This window comes from Flavobacterium yafengii, assembly GCF_030010375.1.
In the GTDB taxonomy this organism is placed as follows: domain Bacteria; phylum Bacteroidota; class Bacteroidia; order Flavobacteriales; family Flavobacteriaceae; genus Flavobacterium; species Flavobacterium yafengii.
Map to the genome: position 1 here is coordinate 1,250,482 of NZ_JASCRY010000001.1, position 20,298 is coordinate 1,270,779.

Genomic DNA, 20,298 nt, shown 5'->3' on the forward strand with positions numbered 1-20,298 from the left:
CGTTTTATCGTGCTATACGCTATATCTTTACTTGCTTAAAGGAAGCAAGTAAAGGATGCCGCTTTTATCACGAACGCAAAATAGTGTAAACAAGAATATTTTATAACAAAATACTATCTTTGCACTAGTATTTACAACAAATCACAATCTTAAATTCATAATAAAATGCGCTACGCAGAAAATATATTAGGCACAATAGGCAATACACCATTAGTAAAACTGAATAAAGTAGTTGCCGGTATTGACGCTTTGGTGTTGGCCAAAGTAGAAACTTTCAATCCGGGCAATTCCGTAAAAGATAGAATGGCCGTAAAAATGATTGAAGATGCCGAAGCTGACGGAAGATTAAAACCGGGAGGAACAATTATTGAAGGAACTTCAGGGAATACAGGAATGGGATTGGCATTAGTTGCCATTATAAAAGGATACAAGCTGATTTGTGTGATTTCAGATAAACAGTCCAAAGAAAAGATGGACATCCTTCGTGCAGTAGGCGCTAAAGTGGTAGTTTGTCCGACTGATGTCGAGCCTACTGATCCACGTTCGTATTATTCAGTTTCCAAAAGATTAGCGGAGGAAACACCTAATTCCTGGTATGTGAATCAATATGATAATCCTTCAAATGCGATTGCACATTACGAGCAAACGGGGCCAGAAATTTGGGAGCAAACGGGAGGTAAAATTGCACATTTTGTTTCTGGTGTTGGGACTGGAGGAACAATTTCAGGAGTTGGGAAATATTTGAAAGAGAAAAATCCAAATATCAAAATCTGGGGAATTGATACCTATGGTTCTGTATTTAAAAAATACCACGAAACAGGTATTTTCGATGAAAATGAAATCTATTCCTATATCACAGAAGGAATCGGTGAGGACATATTGCCAAAAAATGTTGATTTCTCTTTAATAGACGGATTCACAAAAGTAACTGATAAAGACGCCGCCGTTTATACTCGTAAAATAGCACTTGAAGAAGGGATATTTGTTGGGAATTCAGCAGGTGCAGCCGTAAAAGGATTGTTGCAGCTCAAAGAGCATTTTAAACCGGAAGATGTTGTTGTGGTATTATTTCACGATTCCGGAAGTCGTTATGTAGGTAAAATGTACAATGACGATTGGATGCGCGAACGCGGTTTTCTGGACGAAGAAATTACAAAAGCTGAAGACGTTATCAAAGACCATATCGATAAACCATTGATTGTAGTTCGTACGGAAGAATTAGTTTCACACGCTATCGAAAGAATGCGTAAATACAAAATTTCTCAAATTCCGGTGATTGACGTCACAGGTTTTGTAGGTTCCGTCGATGAAAGTGATTTGTTTCAAAGTTATGTTGCCGATAAAAATGTTGCTGACAAGCCAATCAAAGAAGTTATGGGGAAACCATTTCCAATAGTGAAATTTGGAACTTCAATAGAAGAAGTCTCTCGATTATTTACTAAAGAAAATGAAGCCGTTTTGATTGAATTAGAAAATGGAAGTCACCATATTATTACCAAATATGACATTATTGGATCAATTAAATAAGATTTTATAATTCAAGGTATTAAAATTTTTATAGCCATGAATTTGACGCATTTATTTCGTTAAATTTGTGGCTTTTCAGATTTATAACAAACATATAATATGACTTTTACTGCCATAGATTTTGAAACCGCAACTGCATACCATCCGTGTTCTGTGGGAATTGTTACCGTAGAAAACGGAATTATTGTAGATGAGTTTATTAGTTTAATTAAGCCTCCAAATAATCTATATTCTCCCTTTACCATTCAAGTGCATGGGATATATCCACGAGATACGGTGCATGCAAAATCATTCGCGCAAGTGTATCCTGAAATTCAAAAACGTCTGCAAAATAGAGTGGTCGTAGCTCATAATGAGAGTTTTGACAGAAATGTCCTGGCCAAATCAATGGCGCTTTATGGTTTTGATTATGCCAATTTGAATATTGCTTCGCGTTGGGAATGCACCGTAAAAATCTACAAAGCCAAAGGATTGAAACCAACTAAATTAAGTGATTGTTGTCGAGAAATGAATATAGCTTTAAATCATCACGAAGCGTTATCAGATGCTCGGGCTTGTGCCAAATTGTACATTTTGAGATAACTTACCGGTTTTTTTATATTGGCAAAAAAAAACCGAATTCTATTTTTTAGTCTCCTATCAAACAACCTGAAACATTCCAAGAGCTAAAGCTTGATCCCTCTGGTTTGCCTTGAGGGATTTTAATTTGTATCGTATGTTTTCCAGGTGAAAGATTTCCTAAATCAATATAAATGGGATTAGTTACTGTTCCTGGACACCAGTTGGAACGACTTAAATCGGAAGAGGACAATCCGTCGCTGAAATTTCCAGATGCGGGATTACTCAATCGATAGGAACCACAATCCGTTCGCCATGGCGTAAACGCAAAAACTTCTTTTTCATCAACGAGTATTGTGTTTTTTTTGGGTACAAATTCATCTCCATTTTCCCAGCCGCCGTGACCAGTGGTAATGTAACGTAACTTGAAATTCTTGAAGCCTTCGGGAACATCAAAAGTCACTTCCAATCCTTTCTCGGTGTTGAACATGGTTGCATACTGTTGACCGGCCATTTCCATGACATTATTAGTGTTAAAAAGAGGTAATAACCATGTGTTTTTTGGTTTGTTTTCTTCTTCTGGATGTATAGAAATATTTAGGCTAGCTTTGTGTCCGCCGTTGTCGTAGTTCCCAATATTCATCCCAATCCAAACTTCTTTATTGCTCAAGGCAGGAAGCATTTCTGAAATATCCTGACGGTAATAAACACTGTCTTGCCACACTTTATTCTTCAATTGAAGCGTATTGAATTGCTTTACGCCAAAAGGAGTAAAAAAGCGCATCAATTCTAAAAGTGGGGCGTAATTTTCTGTTCGAATCACACCTTGATATTTTTCACCATTTCCATTTTCGTATATAGGCAATGCTTTTGCTCCATTTTTCAAGCCATCAAGAAACGAAATGTTTTTGTCAGTAGGAATTAAAAATACGGAACCAGTTCTGTCATAAACGTCACCATTTGATTGCTCTGTTACATCGACAAAAATTCGGTTTCCTTTTTTTATTTCTGGGACTTTTACTTTTTTGATAATTATAGTTCCATTGGCAAACCGCAAGATGCTGTCATTTGATTGGGATGTATTCGAAAAGTTGATGATTTCTTTGTCAAAAACAGCAATATTGATAAATCGACTTTTCCAGATTAAATCCTTATACGTTAATAAATCCACTTTTCTCTGTGGAGCTTCACTTTTTCTTATTATTGGGAATTCTTTTAGGACTTCAATTTTTGAGGCAGCGGTAATATAATTCCCATTTCTAACCATTTCGAGCACTAAACCTAGATCTTGTCCTAAGATTGTTGGTGCACCTTTTACTTTTATATCATTGGTAAACCATAATTCAATGGTATTTGAGTTGATTACTGTTTTTGCTTTTTTGCAGGTATAACCTAAAATAGTTTTGGTTTCGTTGGTAATTTCAAAATTTTGTTTTGCTAATGAAAGACTATCTGTTGTGAAAATAACTTTGTTCTCATTTAGATTTGCAAACTGGTCATATGTATTGGTATCTCTATAGATATTGTAGTATTCGAAAGGGAAAGAGGCTTTTTTATTAAATATGGATTCAGAAGTGATTTGTGTTTTTAACTCATTGGTAAAAACTAAAATTGGATCTTGGTTTTCAATGAGGGTGCCGTTTGAACTTTTGGTATAAGTTATTTTTATTGATTTAATATTTTTTTGAGCTAGAGCTGAAAAGACAGAACAAAAAACAAAGAATAAAATGAAGTGGTTTTTCATGGTAATAGAGTTAGGAGCGCAAATATAAAAAATTAGGGTAAGATTTTTAGCTGATGTTTCTTTATATTGGAAATGAATAAGTTTTTTTTATCATAGCATTTTGATGTATTTATTTGTAATAATTTTCGTTACTTTAGTGTCTGATTCTTTAAATTTAAACAAATGAAAGAAGATTTTCTGCATTACCTCTGGAAGTTTAAGAAGTTTGACACTTTGAATTTAAAAACGGTCAACAACGAGGAAATTACAATTGTCAATGTAGGTCAATATCTAGAATTGGCAGGTCCTGATTTTTTTAATGCTCAGATAGTTATTGGTCCTCAAAAATGGGCTGGCAACGTTGAAATTCACCTTAAATCTTCGGATTGGTACGTGCATCATCACGAAAAAGATACGGGTTATGAAAACGTAATTTTGCATGTGGTTTGGGAGCATGATATGGCAGTTTTTAGAAGCGATAATTCTGAAATTCCTGTTTTAGAATTAAAAAAATACGTTGAAAAAATAACTGTGGAAAACTACCAGTCTTTGATGACTCCAAAATCATGGATTTTTTGCGAAAAGCAGCTAAAAGAAGTTGACGTATTTACATTGCGAAATTGGCAAGAGCGTTTATTTTTTGAACGGTTAGAAAGAAAATCGCAACCCATATTTGATTTATTGGAACAAACCAATCAAGATTGGGAAGGAGTTTTATTTTGTTTGTTAGCTAAGAATTTTGGTTTAAATACAAACGGTGAAATCTTTTATAAAATGGCGCAATCTATTCCTTTTTCGATAATTAGAAAGGAAAGTTTTGAAGTCGAAAATATGGAAGCTTTAATTTTTGGTACTGCCAGATTATTGGATTCCGAAAAAGAAGACAACTATTTTAAGGATTTAAAATTCAGATATTTCTACTTGTTGCATAAGTATCAAATAGAGAAAGTTTGTATAGAACCGATGCAGTTTTTTAAGCACCGACCTGATAATTTCCCGACGATACGTCTCTCGCAATTAGCTAATTTATACCACAGTCAGCAGAATTTATTTTCGAAAATAAGTAGCTTGAATTCATTAAAAAGCACTTACGAATTGTTTAAGATTACGGCCTCTGAATATTGGAAAAACCATTATCAGTTTGATAAAGAAAGTCCGAATAAAAATAAGGGACTTTCAAAATCTTTCATTGATTTAATTGTAATAAACACTATAATTCCAATTCAATTTGCTTTTGCAAAAAGTCAGGGAAAAGAAATTTCTGAGGATTTAATACTACTTTTAAATGAAGTTGTTGCGGAGAAAAATACCATTATAGAAAAATTCACTTCTTTTGGAATACAGCCAAAAAGTGCTTTTGAAACACAATCTTTGTTGCAGCTCAAGAGTGAGTATTGTAATAAAAGTAAGTGTTTAGAATGTGCTATAGGTGCAGAATTATTGAAAAATAATAATTAGTAATTAGAAAATGAGTCAATAGGATAATTTTGTAATTTTGTAGATAATTCATAATTCATAAAATGTCAGTAGTAATTAAACTTAAATTTTTTTTTGAAAAACACGGTTTCCATGTTTCTTCTCGTTTAGCTGATACTTTAGGAATGCGTGCCAGTAGTGTACGATTGTTTTTTATCTATTTATCTTTTGTTACTGTAGGATTGTGGTTTGCGGTTTATCTCACATTGGCTTTTTGGATTCGTTTGAAGGATTTAATTCGGGCCAAACGCACCTCGGTTTTTGATTTGTAAATAGCTATAAATGAAAAAAGGGATTATAAAGTATTTAAGTACTTTATAATCCCTTTTCTATTTATGATGAAATTTTATTTATCTGGATTGTTTAGTTTACTATTTTTCTTTCCATAGACAAAATAGATAACAACACCTAATGCCATCCATACTACAAGCCTCGCCCAGCTTTCATTTGGCAATGAATACATCAAGGCTAAACAGATCAGAATTCCTGCAATTGGTACAAAAGGCACTAAAGGCGTGCGGAAAGATCTTGGTGCATCTGGCATTTTTTTACGCATTACCAAAACTCCGATACATACTAAAACGAATGCTAATAATGTCCCAATACTTACCATGTGACCTAAATCACTTACAGGTACAAAACCTGCAAAAAGACTCACAAATACCATGAAGAAAATATTTGTTTTCCATGGTGTTCTGAATTTTGCGTGAATATCGCTAAAGAAAGAAGGTAATAAACCATCTTTACTCATCGTGTAGAAAACACGACTTTGTCCCATTAACATCACAAGCATTACCGAAGTATAACCCGCTAAAATAGCTACGATTAACCCAGTTTGTAAAAATGTATATCCTGTTCTTGCAAATGCAGTTGCTGCTGGTTTTGCATCTCCTGCAAATTCATTATAAGGAACAAGACCTGTCATTACATGTGCAAACAATACATATAGAATAGTACAAATAACAAGGGATCCTAAAATACCAATTGGCATCCCTTTTTGTGGATTTTTTGCTTCTTGAGCAGCAGTAGAAACAGCGTCAAACCCAATGAAAGCAAAGAATACAGTTCCAGCTCCTGCAGCAATTCCTGACCATCCAAACTCTCCAAAAACTCCTGTGTTTTCAGGAATGTAAGGTGTGTAATTCGCAGTGTCAATAAAGCTCCAGCCTAAAACAATAAACATGATAACCACTATTACTTTTACAACAACTAGAAAGTTGTTTATAGATGCAGATTCTTTAGTTCCTCTTATCAATAATAAAGATAGCATTGAAACGATAAAAATAGCAGGAAGATTAATGATTCCGCCTTCTATAATTGTTCCGTCACTTAATTTTAGTGTTTCCCAGGGAGAACATATCAAATCATGGGGAAGATGTATTCCGTATTTATTTAATAATTCGAGTAAATAACGAGACCAACTCACACCTACCGTAGCGGCTCCTAATGCGTATTCAAGAACTAAATCCCAACCGATAATCCAAGCCATAAATTCTCCCATAGTTGCATAAGAGTACGTGTAAGCACTACCTGCTACGGGTATCATTGATGCGAACTCAGCATAGCAAAGTCCAGCAAAAGCACATCCTACAGCGGCTAAAATAAATGAAAGTGTAACTGCTGGACCGGCATGTTCTGCGGCAGCAATTCCTGTTAATGAGAATAATCCTGCTCCAATAATTGCTCCAACTCCAAGTGCTACTAATGAACGTGAAGACAAAGTCCTTTTTAATCCTTTTTCGGATTCTGATGCTTCATTTAGCAGTACCGATAGTGGTTTAGTTTTCCAAATTGACATGGGTTATATGGTTTTGTTTGTTATTAAGCTCCAAATGTATAGTTTTTTATAAAAAATAAAAACAATAATTGAATTTTAAGTTATAAAAAAGTAATTTACCTGTCTTTATTTGGGGTTTAGTCTGAGAAAAAACTTTTTTTTGAATCTAGTTGAACTGAATGTTACTTAGTTTTTTGAAATAAGTTAGGTCTCTTTAGAATATTTTTCCTTAGAAAGTGATAGGTCTTGATTTAATTTATAAATTTAGGAATCTTAAATTTACTCTACTAATTCTTAATTATAAATGAATTTTAAAATAGTGCGAACTTTCTTCAATTTTACTCGAGAGCAAAGCACGGGTATTTTCGTGTTATTCGCAATAATAATTCTTTTACAAATGATTTATTTTTTTGCGGACTTTAGTTTTGAAGCAAAAGAATATCCGGATAAACAGAAATGGCTTTCCCTTCAGTCTAAAGTGGACTCCATGAAAACTAATAATTCTAAGGGTTTTCCTAAAATATATCCTTTCAATCCTAATTTTATAACTGACTATAAAGGGTACAAGTTAGGAATGTCAGTGGCGGAAATTGACCGCTTGTTGGCTTTTAGAAAAGAGAATAAATACGTTAATTCCTCAAAGGAGTTTCAAAACGTGACTAAAATTTCGGATTCATTATTGCATGCGATAGCTCCTTATTTTAAATTCCCTGATTGGGTAAATAATAAGAAAGAGTATAAAGAATTTAAAAAATATCCAAATCCGGCTTTTGCCAAAAAAGGAAAAATTATTTTAATCGATATCAATTTGGCTACCAAAGAAGATTTGATGAAAATTTATGGAATAGGTGAGGCGATATCGCTTCGAATTTTAAAACAAAAAGAAAGTTCAGGAGGGTTTGTTTCCATGGAACAAATGAAAGATGTTTGGGGATTGTCACCTGAAGTTATTGAGAATTTAAATACTCATTTTAAAGTTTCGGTACTTCTAAATTTTAAGAAAATAGACATTAATAATGCTTCTTTAAAAGAACTTTCCCAGTTTTATTATTTTAGATATGCTTTGGCAAAAGAAATTGTCACTTATCGAAGCATGAGAGGAAGCATTAACAATATTGAGGATTTAACAAAAATTAAGGGATTTCCTGTTGATAAAGCAAAAATAATTGGCTTATATTTGGACTTTTAAAATAAAACACTATTACAATGAACTTTGACTACAACGAAACGCAATCAATGATTGCGCAATCTATAAGAGATTTTGCTGAAAAAGAAATTCGACCAAACATAATGGAGTGGGATGAAGCGCAAACATTTCCTGTACCATTATTTAAAAAATTAGGTGAAATGGGTTTTATGGGTGTTTTAGTGCCGGAAGAACTTGGTGGTTCTGGATTGGGATATCATGAATATATTACTATAGTAGAAGAAATATCAAAAGTTGATCCATCCATAGGATTGTCTGTTGCGGCACATAATTCATTGTGTACAAATCATATTTTGACTTTTGGAAATGAAGAGCAAAAGAAAAAATGGATCCCAAAATTAGCTACAGCTGAACATATCGGTGCTTGGGGATTGACAGAACACAATACCGGATCAGATGCAGGCGGCATGAATACCACTGCAAAAAAAGATGGGGATTTCTGGGTTGTTAATGGAGCTAAAAATTTCATTACGCACGCTATTTCCGGAGATATTGCAGTTGTAATTGTTCGTACCGGTGAAAAAGGAGATTCGAAAGGAATGACTGCTTTTGTTTTTGAAAAAGGAATGCCAGGTTTTACATCTGGTAAAAAAGAAAATAAATTAGGCATGCGTGCCAGTGAAACTGCTGAATTGATTTTTGATAATTGTCGTATTCCTGATGCTAACAGATTAGGGGAAGTAGGACAAGGTTTCATTCAAGCGATGAAAATTCTGGATGGTGGAAGAATCTCTATTGGTGCATTGTCGTTAGGAATTGCCAAAGGAGCATATGAAGCAGCGTTGAAATATTCGAAAGAAAGACATCAATTTGGGCAGCCAATTTGTGAGTTTCAAGGAATTTCATTCAAGTTAGCGGATATGGCAACTGAGATTGAAGCTTCGGAATTATTGTTACACAAAGCGGCTTTCTTAAAGCAACAACACAGGCCGGTTACCACGATGGGAGCTATGGCTAAAATGTATTCTTCTGAAGTTTGTGTGAGAGTAGCTAATGAAGCGGTACAAATACATGGCGGCTATGGTTATATTAAAGATTATCCGGTAGAGAAATTCTATAGAGATTCTAAATTATGTACCATTGGTGAAGGAACTACGGAGATTCAAAAAATAGTGATTTCCAGAAATTTGTTGAAAGGATAGTTTTTGAAAAATTAGAATATAGTATGAAGAGCCAAGATGTATTCAATTGCAACTTGGCTCTTTTTTTTGCGTGAAGGATGGGAGAGAAAAGCCCGGAATGTAATGAGGACTTGAAACGGACAGCCTGACGGCGGACGAATTGACGTTTTGTGGATGATGAAAGTGGTGTTTGCCGGCACGCTCAAAAATAATCCATAATTCATGACTCGTAATTCAAAATAATGTTTACTTTTGCACACTTAAAGAAAGGGGGTGTCTATATTATGTTAATTATACCAATTAAAGACGGAGAAAATATCGATAGAGCGTTAAAACGCTATAAAAGAAAATTTGATAAAACAGGAACTGTTCGTCAATTAAGAGCACGTACTGCTTTTATTAAGCCTTCAGTTACCAATAGAATCAAAATTCAAAAAGCGGCTTATATCCAAAATATGAGAGATAACTTAGAGAGTTAGTCAATATCTATTAGAATAAAGTACCGTTAGTCATTAAAGTTTTATAACTTTGATGCTAACGGTTTTTTTATGGCTACTAATAAAGATGCATTTCGGGATTATCTACTGTTGGAGAAAAAATACTCTTCGCATACTGTAACTGCGTATTGCAATGATATTGCTTCTTTTGAGTTGTTCAATACGATTCATTTTGATCAAGAGAATATTGAGCAAGTCAATTATAGTCAAATTAGAACTTGGATTGTGTCTCTCGTTGATGATGATATATCAAATACCTCGGTTAATAGAAAAATTGCATCCTTAAAAGCATTTTACAAATTTCTGTTAAAGACAAAGCAAATAGAAGTGAGTCCGTTATTGAAACACAAGGCGCTAAAGACTCCTAAGTTATTGCAAATTCCGTTTTCTGAAAAAGAACTTGAGGATGCTTTGAGTCATGTGCAAAATCCAGTGGGCTTTGAAGAAATAAGAAATAAACTTATAGTCGATTTGTTTTACACTACTGGCATGCGAAGAACGGAGTTGATTCATTTAAAAGTAGTTAATGTCAATTTATCTGGCGGTACGGTCAAAGTGCTGGGGAAAAGGAATAAGGAGCGGATATTGCCAGTTTTACCGATAATTATAAATCAGTTTTCTTTGTATTTAAAGGAGCGTTCCTCTGTGTTGTCGATAGTGGATGGCGATTATTTTTTTCTCACAAAAAAAGGGTTAAAATTAAATGATTCCTTTGTGTATCGATTAATAAATTCTTACTTTAGTGCTGTCTCCGAGAAAGTAAAAAAGAGTCCGCACATATTGCGACATACGTTTGCAACTCATCTATTAAATAACGGAGCCGATTTGAACTCAGTAAAAGAATTATTAGGACATTCTAGTTTGGCGTCAACGCAAATATATACGCACAGTAGTTTAACAGAACTAAAAAAGGTGTATGAAGATGCGCATCCAAGGAATCAGAAGTAATTCAGAAATGTTTAACTATTAAAAAATAATGATTATGAAGGTAAATGTTCATGCAGTTAACTTTACTGTTGACAAAAAGCTAGTGGATTTTGTTCAAGAAAGAATGGACAAGTTAGAAAAATATTACGATAAGGTAGTGTCGGTGGATGTTTTTTTGAAAGTTGAAAAGACGAGTGATAAAGAGAACAAAATTGCTGAGATAAAAATTAATGTTCCGGGAGATGATTTTGTAGTTAAAAAGCAGTGTAAAATATTTGAAGAAGCGGTGGAGCTTTGTGCGGAATCTTTAGAACGATTGTTAGTAAAAAGGAAAGAAAAAATAAGTTCGCACATTTAATATAAATTTTTTTAAAAAAATGTTTTGATTGAGAGATAAAATCTATACATTTGCAGTCCGTTAGAAATAGCGGACTTTTTTATTGATATTGCCAGCGTAGCTCAGTTGGCTAGAGCAGCTGATTTGTAATCAGCAGGTCGTGGGTTCGAGTCCCTCCGCCGGCTCTAAAAATTTGTTTCCAAAGCGTTTGGAAATAGTTCTTTTAAAGTATTGGAAATCAATAAAGGGGGAGATACTCAAGCGGCCAACGAGGGCAGACTGTAAATCTGCTGTGTGAACTTCGCAGGTTCGAATCCTGCTCTCCCCACAAGGATGAATTTTAGATTGTGAATTTCAGATTGTAGATTTGAAAAGTCTAAAATTAGAAGTCTATCCTGGTAGCTATCGGGACTAAAATCAAGGATTCTGCCGACTTAGCTCAGAGGTAGAGTGCTTCCTTGGTAAGGAAGAGGTCACGGGTTCAATTCCCGTAGTTGGCTCAAGTTAGTAAGAAATTGAAATAAATATATAAACTAGATTAAAAATTAAGTAAAATGGCAAAAGAAACCTTTAACCGTAACAAGCCCCACTTAAACATTGGTACAATTGGGCACGTGGATCACGGAAAAACTACATTAACTGCAGCAATCACAAAAGTGTTATCTGATGCAGGTTACTGTCAAGCAAAATCATTTGATCAAATTGATAATGCTCCTGAAGAAAAAGAAAGAGGTATTACAATTAATACATCTCACGTTGAGTACGAAACTGCTAACCGTCATTACGCACACGTTGACTGTCCAGGTCACGCAGATTACGTAAAAAACATGGTTACTGGTGCTGCTCAAATGGACGGTGCTATCCTAGTTGTAGCTGCTACTGACGGGCCAATGCCGCAAACTCGTGAGCATATCCTTTTAGGTCGTCAAGTAGGTATTCCTAGAATGGTTGTATTCATGAATAAAGTGGATATGGTTGATGATGAGGAATTATTGGAACTTGTTGAAATGGAAATTAGAGACTTATTGTCTTTCTATGAATATGATGGAGATAATTGTCCAGTTATTCAAGGGTCTGCTCTTGGAGGATTGAATAATGATCCAGCTTGGGTACCAAAAATCATTGAATTAATGGAAGCTTGTGATACATGGATTGAAGAACCAATTCGTGATACTGCAAAACCTTTCTTGATGCCGGTTGAGGATGTATTTACAATTACTGGTCGTGGAACTGTTGCTACAGGTCGTATCGAAACTGGTATTGCTAATACAGGAGATGCTGTTGAAATCATTGGTATGGGAGCTGAAAAATTGACTTCTACTATTACAGGAGTTGAGATGTTCCGTAAAATCCTTGATAGAGGTGAGGCAGGAGATAACGTAGGTTTATTGTTGCGTGGTGTTGATAAAGAATCTATCAAAAGAGGAATGGTTATCATTAAGCCAGGTTCAGTTAAGCCACACGCTACTTTCAAAGCAGAGGTTTATATCTTGAAAAAAGAAGAAGGTGGTCGTCATACTCCATTCCATAATAACTACCGTCCACAGTTTTACGTACGTACAACTGATGTAACAGGAGTTATTACTTTGCCAGAAGGTGTAGAGATGGTAATGCCAGGAGACAATTTAACTATTAATGTTGCTTTGTTGAGTCCAATCGCAATGAGCGTTGGTTTACGTTTCGCTATCCGTGAAGGTGGTAGAACAGTAGGTGCTGGACAAGTAACTGAAATTGTAGGATAATCTACTAAAATAAATTCAAAAAATAGTGTCGTTTAACGATGACACTATTTTTATTCTACGGGCGTAGTTCAAGGGTAGAATAGCGGTCTCCAAAACCGTTGATGGGGGTTCGAATCCCTCCGCCCGTGCAAAAAATAAATCATAATGACAAAAGTTGTTAATTACATATCAGAAGCATTTGAGGAATTAAAGTCAAATGTGACTTGGCCAGCTTGGGCTGAGGTGCAACGTCTAACGATTGTTGTTGCTGTTTTTTCAGTATTATTCGCTTTGGCAACTTGGGGAGTAGATGAAATTTTCGCAAAAGCTTTGGCTGGATTTTTTAACTGGATAAAAGCGTAATTTTTTTTGTTATGGCAGATAATAATATTAAGAAGTGGTATGTCGTTAGAGCGGTAAGCGGGCAAGAAAATAAAGTGAAAGCTTATATTGAAACCGAAATCGCGCGACTAGGAATGGGAGATTATGTTTCGCAAGTTTTAGTGCCTACTGAAAAAGTAGTGACAGTAAAAGAGGGAAAAAAAATAATCAAAGACAAAGTTTATTTTCCTGGTTATGTTATGATTGAAGCTAATCTTATTGGAGAGATACCTCATATTATTAAGTCTATAACAAGTGTTATTGGTTTTCTAGGTGAAATCAAAGGTGGAGAGCCTGTGCCATTGAGAATTTCAGAAGTAAACAGAATGTTAGGTAAAGTAGATGAGTTGGCTGTGAATACAGATACTCGTTCTATTCCATTTAACATTGGTGAGACTATTAAGGTTGTTGATGGGCCTTTTAATGGTTTTAACGGTACTGTTGAAAAAATTAATGAAGAAAAGCGTAAACTGGAAGTAATGGTTAAGATTTTCGGAAGAAAAACACCATTGGAATTGAGTTTTATGCAAGTTGAAAAAGTATAATTTTTTGTTACATCTATAATATCCATTACAATCGCTTCCAATGATTGTAGTGTTAAATTTTTTAAAAAATGGCTAAAGAAATTAGTAAGGTAGTTAAACTACAAGTTAAGGGAGGTGCTGCGAACCCGTCGCCACCGGTTGGACCTGCTTTAGGAGCTGCTGGGGTAAACATCATGGAATTCTGTAAGCAATTTAATGCTAGAACTCAAGATAAACCCGGCAAAATATGCCCAGTACAAATTACTGTGTATAAAGACAAATCATTTGATTTTGTTGTAAAAACTCCTCCAGCGGCTGTCCAGTTATTGGAAGCGGCAAAGCTAAAGTCCGGATCTGGTGAACCAAATCGTAAAAAAGTAGCTAGCGTTACTTGGGATGTTATCAAAGCAATTGCTGAAGATAAAATGGTAGATCTAAATGCATTCACAATCGAATCTGCTATGAGCATGATCGCTGGAACAGCTAGATCTATGGGTATAACTGTATCAGGAGATTCTCCTTTTTAATTAAGAGAAAGACATGGCAAAATTGACAAAAAAGCAAAAAGAGGCTGCTTCAAAAATTGAAAAGAACAAATTATATTCTCTTAAAGATGCTGCGGCATTGATAAAAGTTATTGCTTCTGCAAAATTTGATGAGTCTGTTGATATCGCAGTTCGATTGGGTGTAGATCCAAGAAAAGCGAATCAAATGGTTAGAGGTGTGGTAACATTGCCTCATGGAACTGGTAAAGATGTTAAAGTATTAGCATTAGTTACTCCAGATAAAGAAGCGGAAGCTTTAGCGGCTGGTGCAGACTATGTAGGTCTTGACGATTACTTGCAAAAAATTAAAGACGGTTGGACAGATGTTGATGTTATCATCACTATGCCTGCTGTTATGGGGAAATTAGGTCCATTAGGTCGTATATTAGGACCTAGAGGTTTAATGCCAAACCCTAAAACAGGGACTGTAACTATGGATGTTGCAAAAGCTGTTGCTGAGGTAAAAGCTGGTAAAATTGACTTTAAAGTTGATAAAACTGGTATTGTACATGCAGGAATTGGTAAAGTTTCTTTTGGAGCTGAGCAAATTTATGACAATGCACACGAAATTATTCAAACATTAATCAAACTTAAACCAACTGCTGCTAAAGGTACCTATATTAAAGGTATTCACCTTACAAGCACGATGAGTCCTGCAATTGCATTGGATCCAAAAGCAGTATAATTGGTAGTTAATAATTTTTAGTATGACTAGAGAAGAAAAATCAATCGCGATTGAAGAATTAACTGCACAGTTAGCTGGTACAAATATCATTTATGTATCTGATATTTCTGGACTTAATGCAGAAACAACTTCAAGCTTGAGAAGAGCTTGTTTTAAAGCAGGTATAAAATTAGAGGTTGTGAAAAATACTTTGCTTGCAAAAGCAATGGAAGCTTCTGCTAATGATTATGGTGATTTGCCATCTGTATTGACAGGTAACAGCGCTATATTTATTTCAGATATTGCAAATGCACCTGGAAAAATAATTAAAGATTTCAGAAAAAAATCAGCTAAACCTGTATTAAAAGGAGCTTATATTAACGCTGAAATTTATATTGGAGACGATCAATTAGATGCATTAGCAACTATTAAATCTAAAGAAGAGCTTATCGGCGAAATCATTGGATTGCTTCAATCACCAGCTCAAAGAGTTATTTCTGCTCTTCAAAACCAATTCGCAAAAAGCGAAGAGGCTACAGAAGAAGTAGAAGCATAATAAAACTGGCTTTATAGTCTAAGTTTTATTTTAAAAAGCGCACAATAAATAAATTATATTTTTACAAATCATTTTAAAACGATAGAAAAAATGGCAGATTTGAAACAATTCGCAGAACAATTAGTTAACCTAACGGTAAAAGAAGTTAACGAATTAGCAACAATATTAAAAGATGAGTACGGAATCGAACCAGCTGCTGCAGCTGTAGTAGTTTCAGGTGGTGGAGAAGCTGCTGCTGAAGAAGCTCAAACTGAATTTACAGTTGTATTGAAAGAAGCTGGTGCTTCTAAATTAGCAGTTGTAAAATTAGTTAAAGAACTTACAGGTTTAGGTTTGAAAGAAGCTAAAGATGTAGTTGATAGCGCTCCAAGTAACGTTAAAGAAGGTGTAACTAAAGAAGAGGCTGAAGGTCTTAAAAAATCTTTAGAAGAAGCTGGAGCTGTTGTTGAGCTTAAATAGTTAAACTCAGTTTAAAGAATTAGGTTTAGGTCTTGGGTTTCCCAATGACCTAAACCATTTTTCGTATAACAAAAGTCTACCTTGTATAATTACATAATAGTCTTTGAAAACAAATTCATTTTACCCATTACGAGGAAAAAAAATTAACAGATAATAAGAAAGTAGTTATCTTAAATTGGTTTTTAAAGATGTAATGGTTGTAAAAGAAAAGTATAAATAGATCAATATTTGTACAAAAAAATTACTTTTTTAATCAAAATTTTGTCCATTGATGATAACAAATCAGACCGAAAGATTGAATTTTGCCTCAACAAAAAATATTCCTGATTATCCAGATTTTCTAGATGTTCAGGTTAAATCGTTTAAAGATTTTTTTCAATTAGAAACTAAATCTGACGAAAGAGGCGACGAAGGGCTTTACAATACCTTCATGGAAAACTTCCCAATTACTGATACAAGAAATAACTTTGTATTAGAATTCCTTGATTATTTTGTAGATCCACCACGTTATACAATTCAAGAATGTATAGAAAGAGGTCTTACCTATAGTGTGCCTTTAAAAGCAAGGTTAAAACTATATTGTACAGATCCAGAACATGAAGATTTTGAAACTATTGTTCAAGATGTTTATCTTGGTACAATTCCTTATATGACGCCTAGTGGTACCTTTGTTATTAATGGTGCTGAGCGTGTAGTTGTTTCTCAATTACACAGATCTCCAGGTGTTTTCTTTGGTCAATCATTCCATGCAAATGGTACAAAATTGTATTCTGCCAGAGTAATTCCTTTTAAAGGTTCTTGGATAGAGTTTTCTACAGATATAAATAGTGTAATGTACGCTTATATCGACAGAAAGAAAAAATTACCAGTTACCACTCTTTTTAGAGCAATTGGTTTTGAAAGAGATAAAGATATTCTAGAAATTTTTGATCTTGCCGAAGAAATTAAGGTTTCTAAAACAGGTCTAAAAAAATATATCGGTAGAAAATTAGCTGCTCGTGTATTGAATACATGGCATGAAGATTTCGTAGATGAAGACACTGGTGAAGTAGTTTCTATCGAACGTAACGAAATAATCCTTGATAGAGATACTATTATCGACAAAGATAATGTGGAAGAAATCATTGATTCTAACGTTAAATCTATTTTGCTACATAAAGAAGATGCTAATCAAGGTGATTATGCTATCATTCATAATACGTTGCAAAAAGATCCAACAAACTCTGAAAAAGAGGCTGTTGAACATATCTACAGACAATTACGTAACGCTGAACCGCCTGATGAAGAAACGGCTCGTGGTATTATAGATAAATTATTCTTCTCTGACCAACGTTACAACTTAGGTGAAGTAGGTCGTTATAGAATAAATAAAAAATTAGGGTTGGATACTCCAATGGAAAAGCAAGTCTTGACCAAAGAAGATATCATAACTATCGTGAAATATTTGATCGAATTGATCAACTCTAAAGCAGAGATTGATGATATTGATCACTTATCAAACCGTCGTGTTAGAACAGTTGGAGAACAATTGTCTCAACAATTCGGTGTTGGATTAGCGCGTATGGCGAGAACTATTCGTGAGAGAATGAACGTTAGAGATAACGAGGTGTTTACACCAATAGATTTGATTAATGCAAAAACATTATCATCTGTTATCAACTCTTTCTTTGGAACAAACCAGTTGTCTCAGTTTATGGATCAAACGAATCCACTTGCCGAGATTACGCACAAGAGAAGATTATCTGCACTAGGACCAGGTGGACTTTCGAGAGAAAGAGCAGGTTTTGAGGTACGTGACGTTCACTATACGCATTACGGACGTTTATGTCCAATTGAAACTCCTGAGGGACCAAACATTGGTTTGATTTCATCTCTTGGTGTTTATGCTAAAGTAAACGGAATGGGTTTCATCGAAACACCGTACCGTAAAGTAACTAATGGAACTGTAGATTTAGTGTCTACTCCAGTATACTTAAGCGCAGAAGAAGAAGAAGGAATGATGATTGCTCAGGCAAACATTCAAATGGATGCTACAGGAAAAATTACTGCCGAAGACGTAATTGCACGTCAAGAAGGTGATTTCCCAGTAATTGAACCAACAAAAGTAGATTATACTGATGTTGCTCCAAATCAAATTGCTTCTATTTCAGCTTCTTTGATTCCTTTCTTAGAACATGATGATGCGAATAGAGCCTTGATGGGATCTAACATGATGCGTCAGGCCGTACCATTAATTCGTCCTGAAGCTCCAATTGTTGGAACTGGTTTAGAGCGTCAAGTAGCTTCTGATTCTAGAGTATTGATTAATGCTGAAGGAGATGGAGTTATAGAATATGTAGATGCAAATATCATCACTATCAAATACGACCGTTCTGAAGAAGAAAGAATGGTGAGTTTTGAGCCAGATGAAAAAACATACAATTTAATTAAATTTAGAAAAACCAATCAAGGTACAAGTATCAACCTTAAACCTATCGTAAGAAAAGGGGATAGAGTGGTTCCTGGACAAGTATTATCTGAAGGATATGCGACTCAAAATGGTGAATTAGCTTTAGGTCGTAACCTAAAAGTTGCATTTATGCCATGGAAAGGATACAACTTCGAGGATGCGATTGTAATTTCTGAAAAAGTTGTTCGTGACGATATTTTTACCTCTATTCACGTTGATGATTATTCATTAGAAGTTAGAGATACTAAATTAGGTAACGAAGAATTAACGAATGACATACCAAACGTTTCTGAAGAAGCTACTAAAGATTTAGATGAAAATGGTATGATCAGAATTGGAGCCGAGGTTAAACCTGGCGACATTCTTATCGGAAAAATTACTCCAAAAGGGGAATCAGATCCTACTCCGGAAGAGAAATTGCTTCGTGCAATCTTCGGGGACAAAGCAGGTGATGTAAAAGATGCTTCATTAAAAGCTTCTCCTTCTTTACATGGTGTAGTTTTAGACAAAAAATTGTTCGCAAGAGCAGTAAAAGATAAACGTAAACGTACTCAAGATAAAGATGCTTTAGGAGCACTTGAAATGGAGTTTGAAGTTAAATTTGTTGAATTAAAAGACAAATTAGTGGAGAAACTTTTCTTGATCGTAAACGGAAAAACATCTCAAGGGGTAATGAATGATTTGGGTGAAGAAGTTTTACCAAAAGGTAAAAAATACACGCAAAAAATGCTTTATGCTGTTGAAGATTTTGCTCACTTAAGTAAAGGTCAATGGGTTGCTGATGATGCAACTAATAAAATGGTTAATGATTTAATTCATAACTATAAAATTAAATTGAACGATTTACAAGGGGCTTTACGTAGAGAGAAATTCACTATTACTGTTGGGGATGAATTGCCAGCAGGAATCTTGAAATTAGCGAAAGTATATATTGCCAAAAAACGTAAACTGAAAGTTGGGGATAAAATGGCGGGACGTCACGGTAACAAAGGTATTGTTGCTCGTATCGTTCGTCATGAAGATATGCCTTTCCTTGAAGATGGAACGCCAGTTGATATCGTGTTGAACCCATTAGGTGTACCTTCACGTATGAACATTGGTCAAATTTATGAAACTGTTCTTGGTTGGGCTGGACAAAACTTGGGTAGAAAATTTGCTACACCAATTTTTGACGGAGCAACTCTTGATCAAATCAATGAATTGACTGACGAAGCTGGAATACCACGTTTTGGACATACACATTTATATGATGGTGGTACAGGAGAACGTTTCCATCAAGCAGCAACAGTAGGAGTTATCTACATGTTGAAACTTGGACACATGGTTGACGATAAAATGCACGCACGTTCTATAGGTCCATACTCGTTGATTACTCAACAACCACTTGGAGGTAAAGCTCAATTTGGAGGGCAACGTTTTGGAGAGATGGAGGTTTGGGCACTTGAAGCTTATGGAGCATCAAGTACACTTAGAGAAATCTTGACTGTGAAGTCTGATGATGTTATCGGTAGAGCTAAAACTTACGAAGCAATCGTAAAAGGTGAATCTATGCCAGAACCAGGATTACCTGAATCATTCAATGTATTAATGCATGAATTGAAAGGTCTTGGACTTGACATTCGTTTAGAAGAATAAATAAATTTTGTCAACTGTAGAGACGCGATTAATCGCGTCTCTACTTTGGCATTTATAAAAGTTTTTAGGATTTATACCCGTAACCCGTTCCGATTTTTTATTTAAACCCAAAGGTTTTATAAATAGCACTTCAAAATTTTTATTTGAAGTTTAGAGAAGTAACTCGAGGAAGTGTTTAAGTCGAAAGTTTGAAAGTCCAAAGTCTAAAGTCATC

Annotated in this window: 19 protein-coding genes and 4 tRNA genes; 21 read left to right on the top strand and 2 right to left on the bottom strand. The window is 34.8% G+C overall.

The genetic code is table 11. The features are described 5' to 3' along the window. Positions 1 to 165 precede the first annotated feature (165 nt). Both QLS97_RS05490 and QLS97_RS05495 read left to right on the top strand, forming a co-directional pair. Positions 166 to 1,527 carry a pyridoxal-phosphate dependent enzyme gene (locus tag QLS97_RS05490; protein WP_282714809.1) on the top strand — a complete coding sequence of 454 codons (1,362 nt, stop codon included), beginning with the start codon at positions 166 to 168 and terminating at the stop codon, positions 1,525 to 1,527. Between the two features lie 99 nt (positions 1,528 to 1,626). Beyond that, positions 1,627 to 2,109: a 3'-5' exonuclease gene (locus QLS97_RS05495; protein WP_282714811.1), complete on the top strand. Its 483-nt coding sequence runs from the start codon at positions 1,627 to 1,629 to the stop codon at positions 2,107 to 2,109. Positions 2,110 to 2,155: 46 nt separating this feature from the next. Here the strand turns inward: QLS97_RS05495 and QLS97_RS05500 are convergent, their stop codons facing one another. Beyond that, positions 2,156 to 3,829 (bottom strand): GLPGLI family protein, encoded by a 1,674-nt coding sequence (locus tag QLS97_RS05500; protein WP_282714814.1) that lies wholly within the window; start codon positions 3,827 to 3,829, stop codon positions 2,156 to 2,158. A gap of 162 nt (positions 3,830 to 3,991) precedes the next feature. On the opposite strand from QLS97_RS05500, the gene QLS97_RS05505 reads away from it, so the two are divergent. Together QLS97_RS05505 and QLS97_RS05510 are read left to right on the top strand one after the other, a co-directional pair. Continuing rightward, a complete protein-coding gene (locus QLS97_RS05505; RefSeq protein WP_282714816.1) occupies positions 3,992 to 5,266 on the top strand; it encodes a DUF2851 family protein in 1,275 nt (424 codons plus the stop codon). Positions 5,267 to 5,328: 62 nt separating this feature from the next. Then, the gene (locus QLS97_RS05510) at positions 5,329 to 5,556 is read left to right on the top strand and encodes a PspC family transcriptional regulator (RefSeq protein WP_099714538.1); all 228 of its coding nucleotides are present in this window, start codon (positions 5,329 to 5,331) and stop codon (positions 5,554 to 5,556) included. A 74-nt stretch (positions 5,557 to 5,630) separates the two neighbouring features. Here the strand turns inward: QLS97_RS05510 and QLS97_RS05515 are convergent, their stop codons facing one another. Beyond that, positions 5,631 to 7,082, bottom strand: coding sequence for an amino acid permease (locus tag QLS97_RS05515; RefSeq protein WP_282714818.1), 1,452 nt, complete (start codon positions 7,080 to 7,082; stop codon positions 5,631 to 5,633). A 376-nt stretch (positions 7,083 to 7,458) separates the two neighbouring features. Between QLS97_RS05515 and QLS97_RS05520 the strand changes: the two genes are divergently transcribed. The 17 genes from QLS97_RS05520 to rpoB all read left to right on the top strand — a co-directional run bounded on the left by QLS97_RS05520 (position 7,459) and on the right by rpoB (position 20,084). Continuing rightward, a complete protein-coding gene (locus QLS97_RS05520) occupies positions 7,459 to 8,250 on the top strand; it encodes a ComEA family DNA-binding protein (RefSeq protein ID WP_345956935.1) in 792 nt (263 codons plus the stop codon). Between the two features lie 17 nt (positions 8,251 to 8,267). After that, positions 8,268 to 9,410 (top strand): acyl-CoA dehydrogenase family protein, encoded by a 1,143-nt coding sequence (locus QLS97_RS05525; protein ID WP_282714822.1) that lies wholly within the window; start codon positions 8,268 to 8,270, stop codon positions 9,408 to 9,410. 263 nt (positions 9,411 to 9,673) lie between these two features. Beyond that, positions 9,674 to 9,868, top strand: coding sequence for a 30S ribosomal protein S21 (gene rpsU / locus QLS97_RS05530; RefSeq protein WP_035670421.1), 195 nt, complete (start codon positions 9,674 to 9,676; stop codon positions 9,866 to 9,868). Between the two features lie 69 nt (positions 9,869 to 9,937). Beyond that, positions 9,938 to 10,834 carry a tyrosine-type recombinase/integrase gene (locus QLS97_RS05535; protein ID WP_282714823.1) on the top strand — a complete coding sequence of 299 codons (897 nt, stop codon included), beginning with the start codon at positions 9,938 to 9,940 and terminating at the stop codon, positions 10,832 to 10,834. A 34-nt stretch (positions 10,835 to 10,868) separates the two neighbouring features. Then, entirely contained in the window at positions 10,869 to 11,171 is a 303-nt protein-coding gene (gene hpf / locus QLS97_RS05540) for a ribosome hibernation-promoting factor, HPF/YfiA family (protein WP_039109464.1), read from the top strand. Positions 11,172 to 11,261: 90 nt separating this feature from the next. After that, positions 11,262 to 11,335: transfer RNA gene (locus tag QLS97_RS05545), tRNA-Thr, on the top strand. A gap of 62 nt (positions 11,336 to 11,397) precedes the next feature. Next, positions 11,398 to 11,478 (top strand) — tRNA-Tyr (locus QLS97_RS05550). Between the two features lie 100 nt (positions 11,479 to 11,578). Next, positions 11,579 to 11,650 (top strand) — tRNA-Thr (locus QLS97_RS05555). A gap of 54 nt (positions 11,651 to 11,704) precedes the next feature. Continuing rightward, a complete protein-coding gene (tuf, locus tag QLS97_RS05560) occupies positions 11,705 to 12,892 on the top strand; it encodes an elongation factor Tu (RefSeq protein WP_131916706.1) in 1,188 nt (395 codons plus the stop codon). Positions 12,893 to 12,949: 57 nt separating this feature from the next. After that, a tRNA-Trp gene (locus QLS97_RS05565) sits at positions 12,950 to 13,020 on the top strand. Between the two features lie 16 nt (positions 13,021 to 13,036). Next, entirely contained in the window at positions 13,037 to 13,234 is a 198-nt protein-coding gene (gene secE, locus QLS97_RS05570; protein WP_039109059.1) for a preprotein translocase subunit SecE, read from the top strand. Positions 13,235 to 13,245: 11 nt separating this feature from the next. After that, positions 13,246 to 13,797 carry a transcription termination/antitermination protein NusG gene (gene nusG, locus QLS97_RS05575; protein ID WP_126455879.1) on the top strand — a complete coding sequence of 184 codons (552 nt, stop codon included), beginning with the start codon at positions 13,246 to 13,248 and terminating at the stop codon, positions 13,795 to 13,797. 68 nt (positions 13,798 to 13,865) lie between these two features. Further along, positions 13,866 to 14,303, top strand: coding sequence for a 50S ribosomal protein L11 (rplK, locus tag QLS97_RS05580; protein WP_035639405.1), 438 nt, complete (start codon positions 13,866 to 13,868; stop codon positions 14,301 to 14,303). A 13-nt stretch (positions 14,304 to 14,316) separates the two neighbouring features. Beyond that, complete coding sequence (rplA, locus tag QLS97_RS05585) at positions 14,317 to 15,006, top strand: 50S ribosomal protein L1 (RefSeq protein WP_072944426.1); 690 nt, start codon at positions 14,317 to 14,319, stop codon at positions 15,004 to 15,006. A gap of 22 nt (positions 15,007 to 15,028) precedes the next feature. Beyond that, on the top strand, positions 15,029 to 15,541 hold the full coding sequence (gene rplJ / locus QLS97_RS05590; protein WP_282714828.1) for a 50S ribosomal protein L10: 513 nt from the start codon (positions 15,029 to 15,031) through the stop codon (positions 15,539 to 15,541). Positions 15,542 to 15,631: 90 nt separating this feature from the next. Next, entirely contained in the window at positions 15,632 to 16,000 is a 369-nt protein-coding gene (gene rplL, locus QLS97_RS05595) for a 50S ribosomal protein L7/L12 (protein WP_077370834.1), read from the top strand. Positions 16,001 to 16,271: 271 nt separating this feature from the next. Beyond that, the gene (rpoB, locus tag QLS97_RS05600) at positions 16,272 to 20,084 is read left to right on the top strand and encodes a DNA-directed RNA polymerase subunit beta (RefSeq protein ID WP_282710498.1); all 3,813 of its coding nucleotides are present in this window, start codon (positions 16,272 to 16,274) and stop codon (positions 20,082 to 20,084) included. Positions 20,085 to 20,298: the final 214 nt, after the last annotated feature.

Coding starts and splice junctions, on each gene's coding strand:
- QLS97_RS05490 (WP_282714809.1), top strand. CDS start 166: ATGCGCTACGCAGAAAATATATTAGGCACAATAGGCAATACACCATTA.
- QLS97_RS05495 (WP_282714811.1), top strand. CDS start 1,627: ATGACTTTTACTGCCATAGATTTTGAAACCGCAACTGCATACCATCCG.
- QLS97_RS05500 (WP_282714814.1), bottom strand. CDS start 3,829: ATGAAAAACCACTTCATTTTATTCTTTGTTTTTTGTTCTGTCTTTTCA.
- QLS97_RS05505 (WP_282714816.1), top strand. CDS start 3,992: ATGAAAGAAGATTTTCTGCATTACCTCTGGAAGTTTAAGAAGTTTGAC.
- QLS97_RS05510 (WP_099714538.1), top strand. CDS start 5,329: ATGTCAGTAGTAATTAAACTTAAATTTTTTTTTGAAAAACACGGTTTC.
- QLS97_RS05515 (WP_282714818.1), bottom strand. CDS start 7,082: ATGTCAATTTGGAAAACTAAACCACTATCGGTACTGCTAAATGAAGCA.
- QLS97_RS05520 (WP_345956935.1), top strand. CDS start 7,459: ATGATTTATTTTTTTGCGGACTTTAGTTTTGAAGCAAAAGAATATCCG.
- QLS97_RS05525 (WP_282714822.1), top strand. CDS start 8,268: ATGAACTTTGACTACAACGAAACGCAATCAATGATTGCGCAATCTATA.
- rpsU (WP_035670421.1), top strand. CDS start 9,674: ATGTTAATTATACCAATTAAAGACGGAGAAAATATCGATAGAGCGTTA.
- QLS97_RS05535 (WP_282714823.1), top strand. CDS start 9,938: ATGGCTACTAATAAAGATGCATTTCGGGATTATCTACTGTTGGAGAAA.
- hpf (WP_039109464.1), top strand. CDS start 10,869: ATGAAGGTAAATGTTCATGCAGTTAACTTTACTGTTGACAAAAAGCTA.
- tuf (WP_131916706.1), top strand. CDS start 11,705: ATGGCAAAAGAAACCTTTAACCGTAACAAGCCCCACTTAAACATTGGT.
- secE (WP_039109059.1), top strand. CDS start 13,037: ATGACAAAAGTTGTTAATTACATATCAGAAGCATTTGAGGAATTAAAG.
- nusG (WP_126455879.1), top strand. CDS start 13,246: ATGGCAGATAATAATATTAAGAAGTGGTATGTCGTTAGAGCGGTAAGC.
- rplK (WP_035639405.1), top strand. CDS start 13,866: ATGGCTAAAGAAATTAGTAAGGTAGTTAAACTACAAGTTAAGGGAGGT.
- rplA (WP_072944426.1), top strand. CDS start 14,317: ATGGCAAAATTGACAAAAAAGCAAAAAGAGGCTGCTTCAAAAATTGAA.
- rplJ (WP_282714828.1), top strand. CDS start 15,029: ATGACTAGAGAAGAAAAATCAATCGCGATTGAAGAATTAACTGCACAG.
- rplL (WP_077370834.1), top strand. CDS start 15,632: ATGGCAGATTTGAAACAATTCGCAGAACAATTAGTTAACCTAACGGTA.
- rpoB (WP_282710498.1), top strand. CDS start 16,272: ATGATAACAAATCAGACCGAAAGATTGAATTTTGCCTCAACAAAAAAT.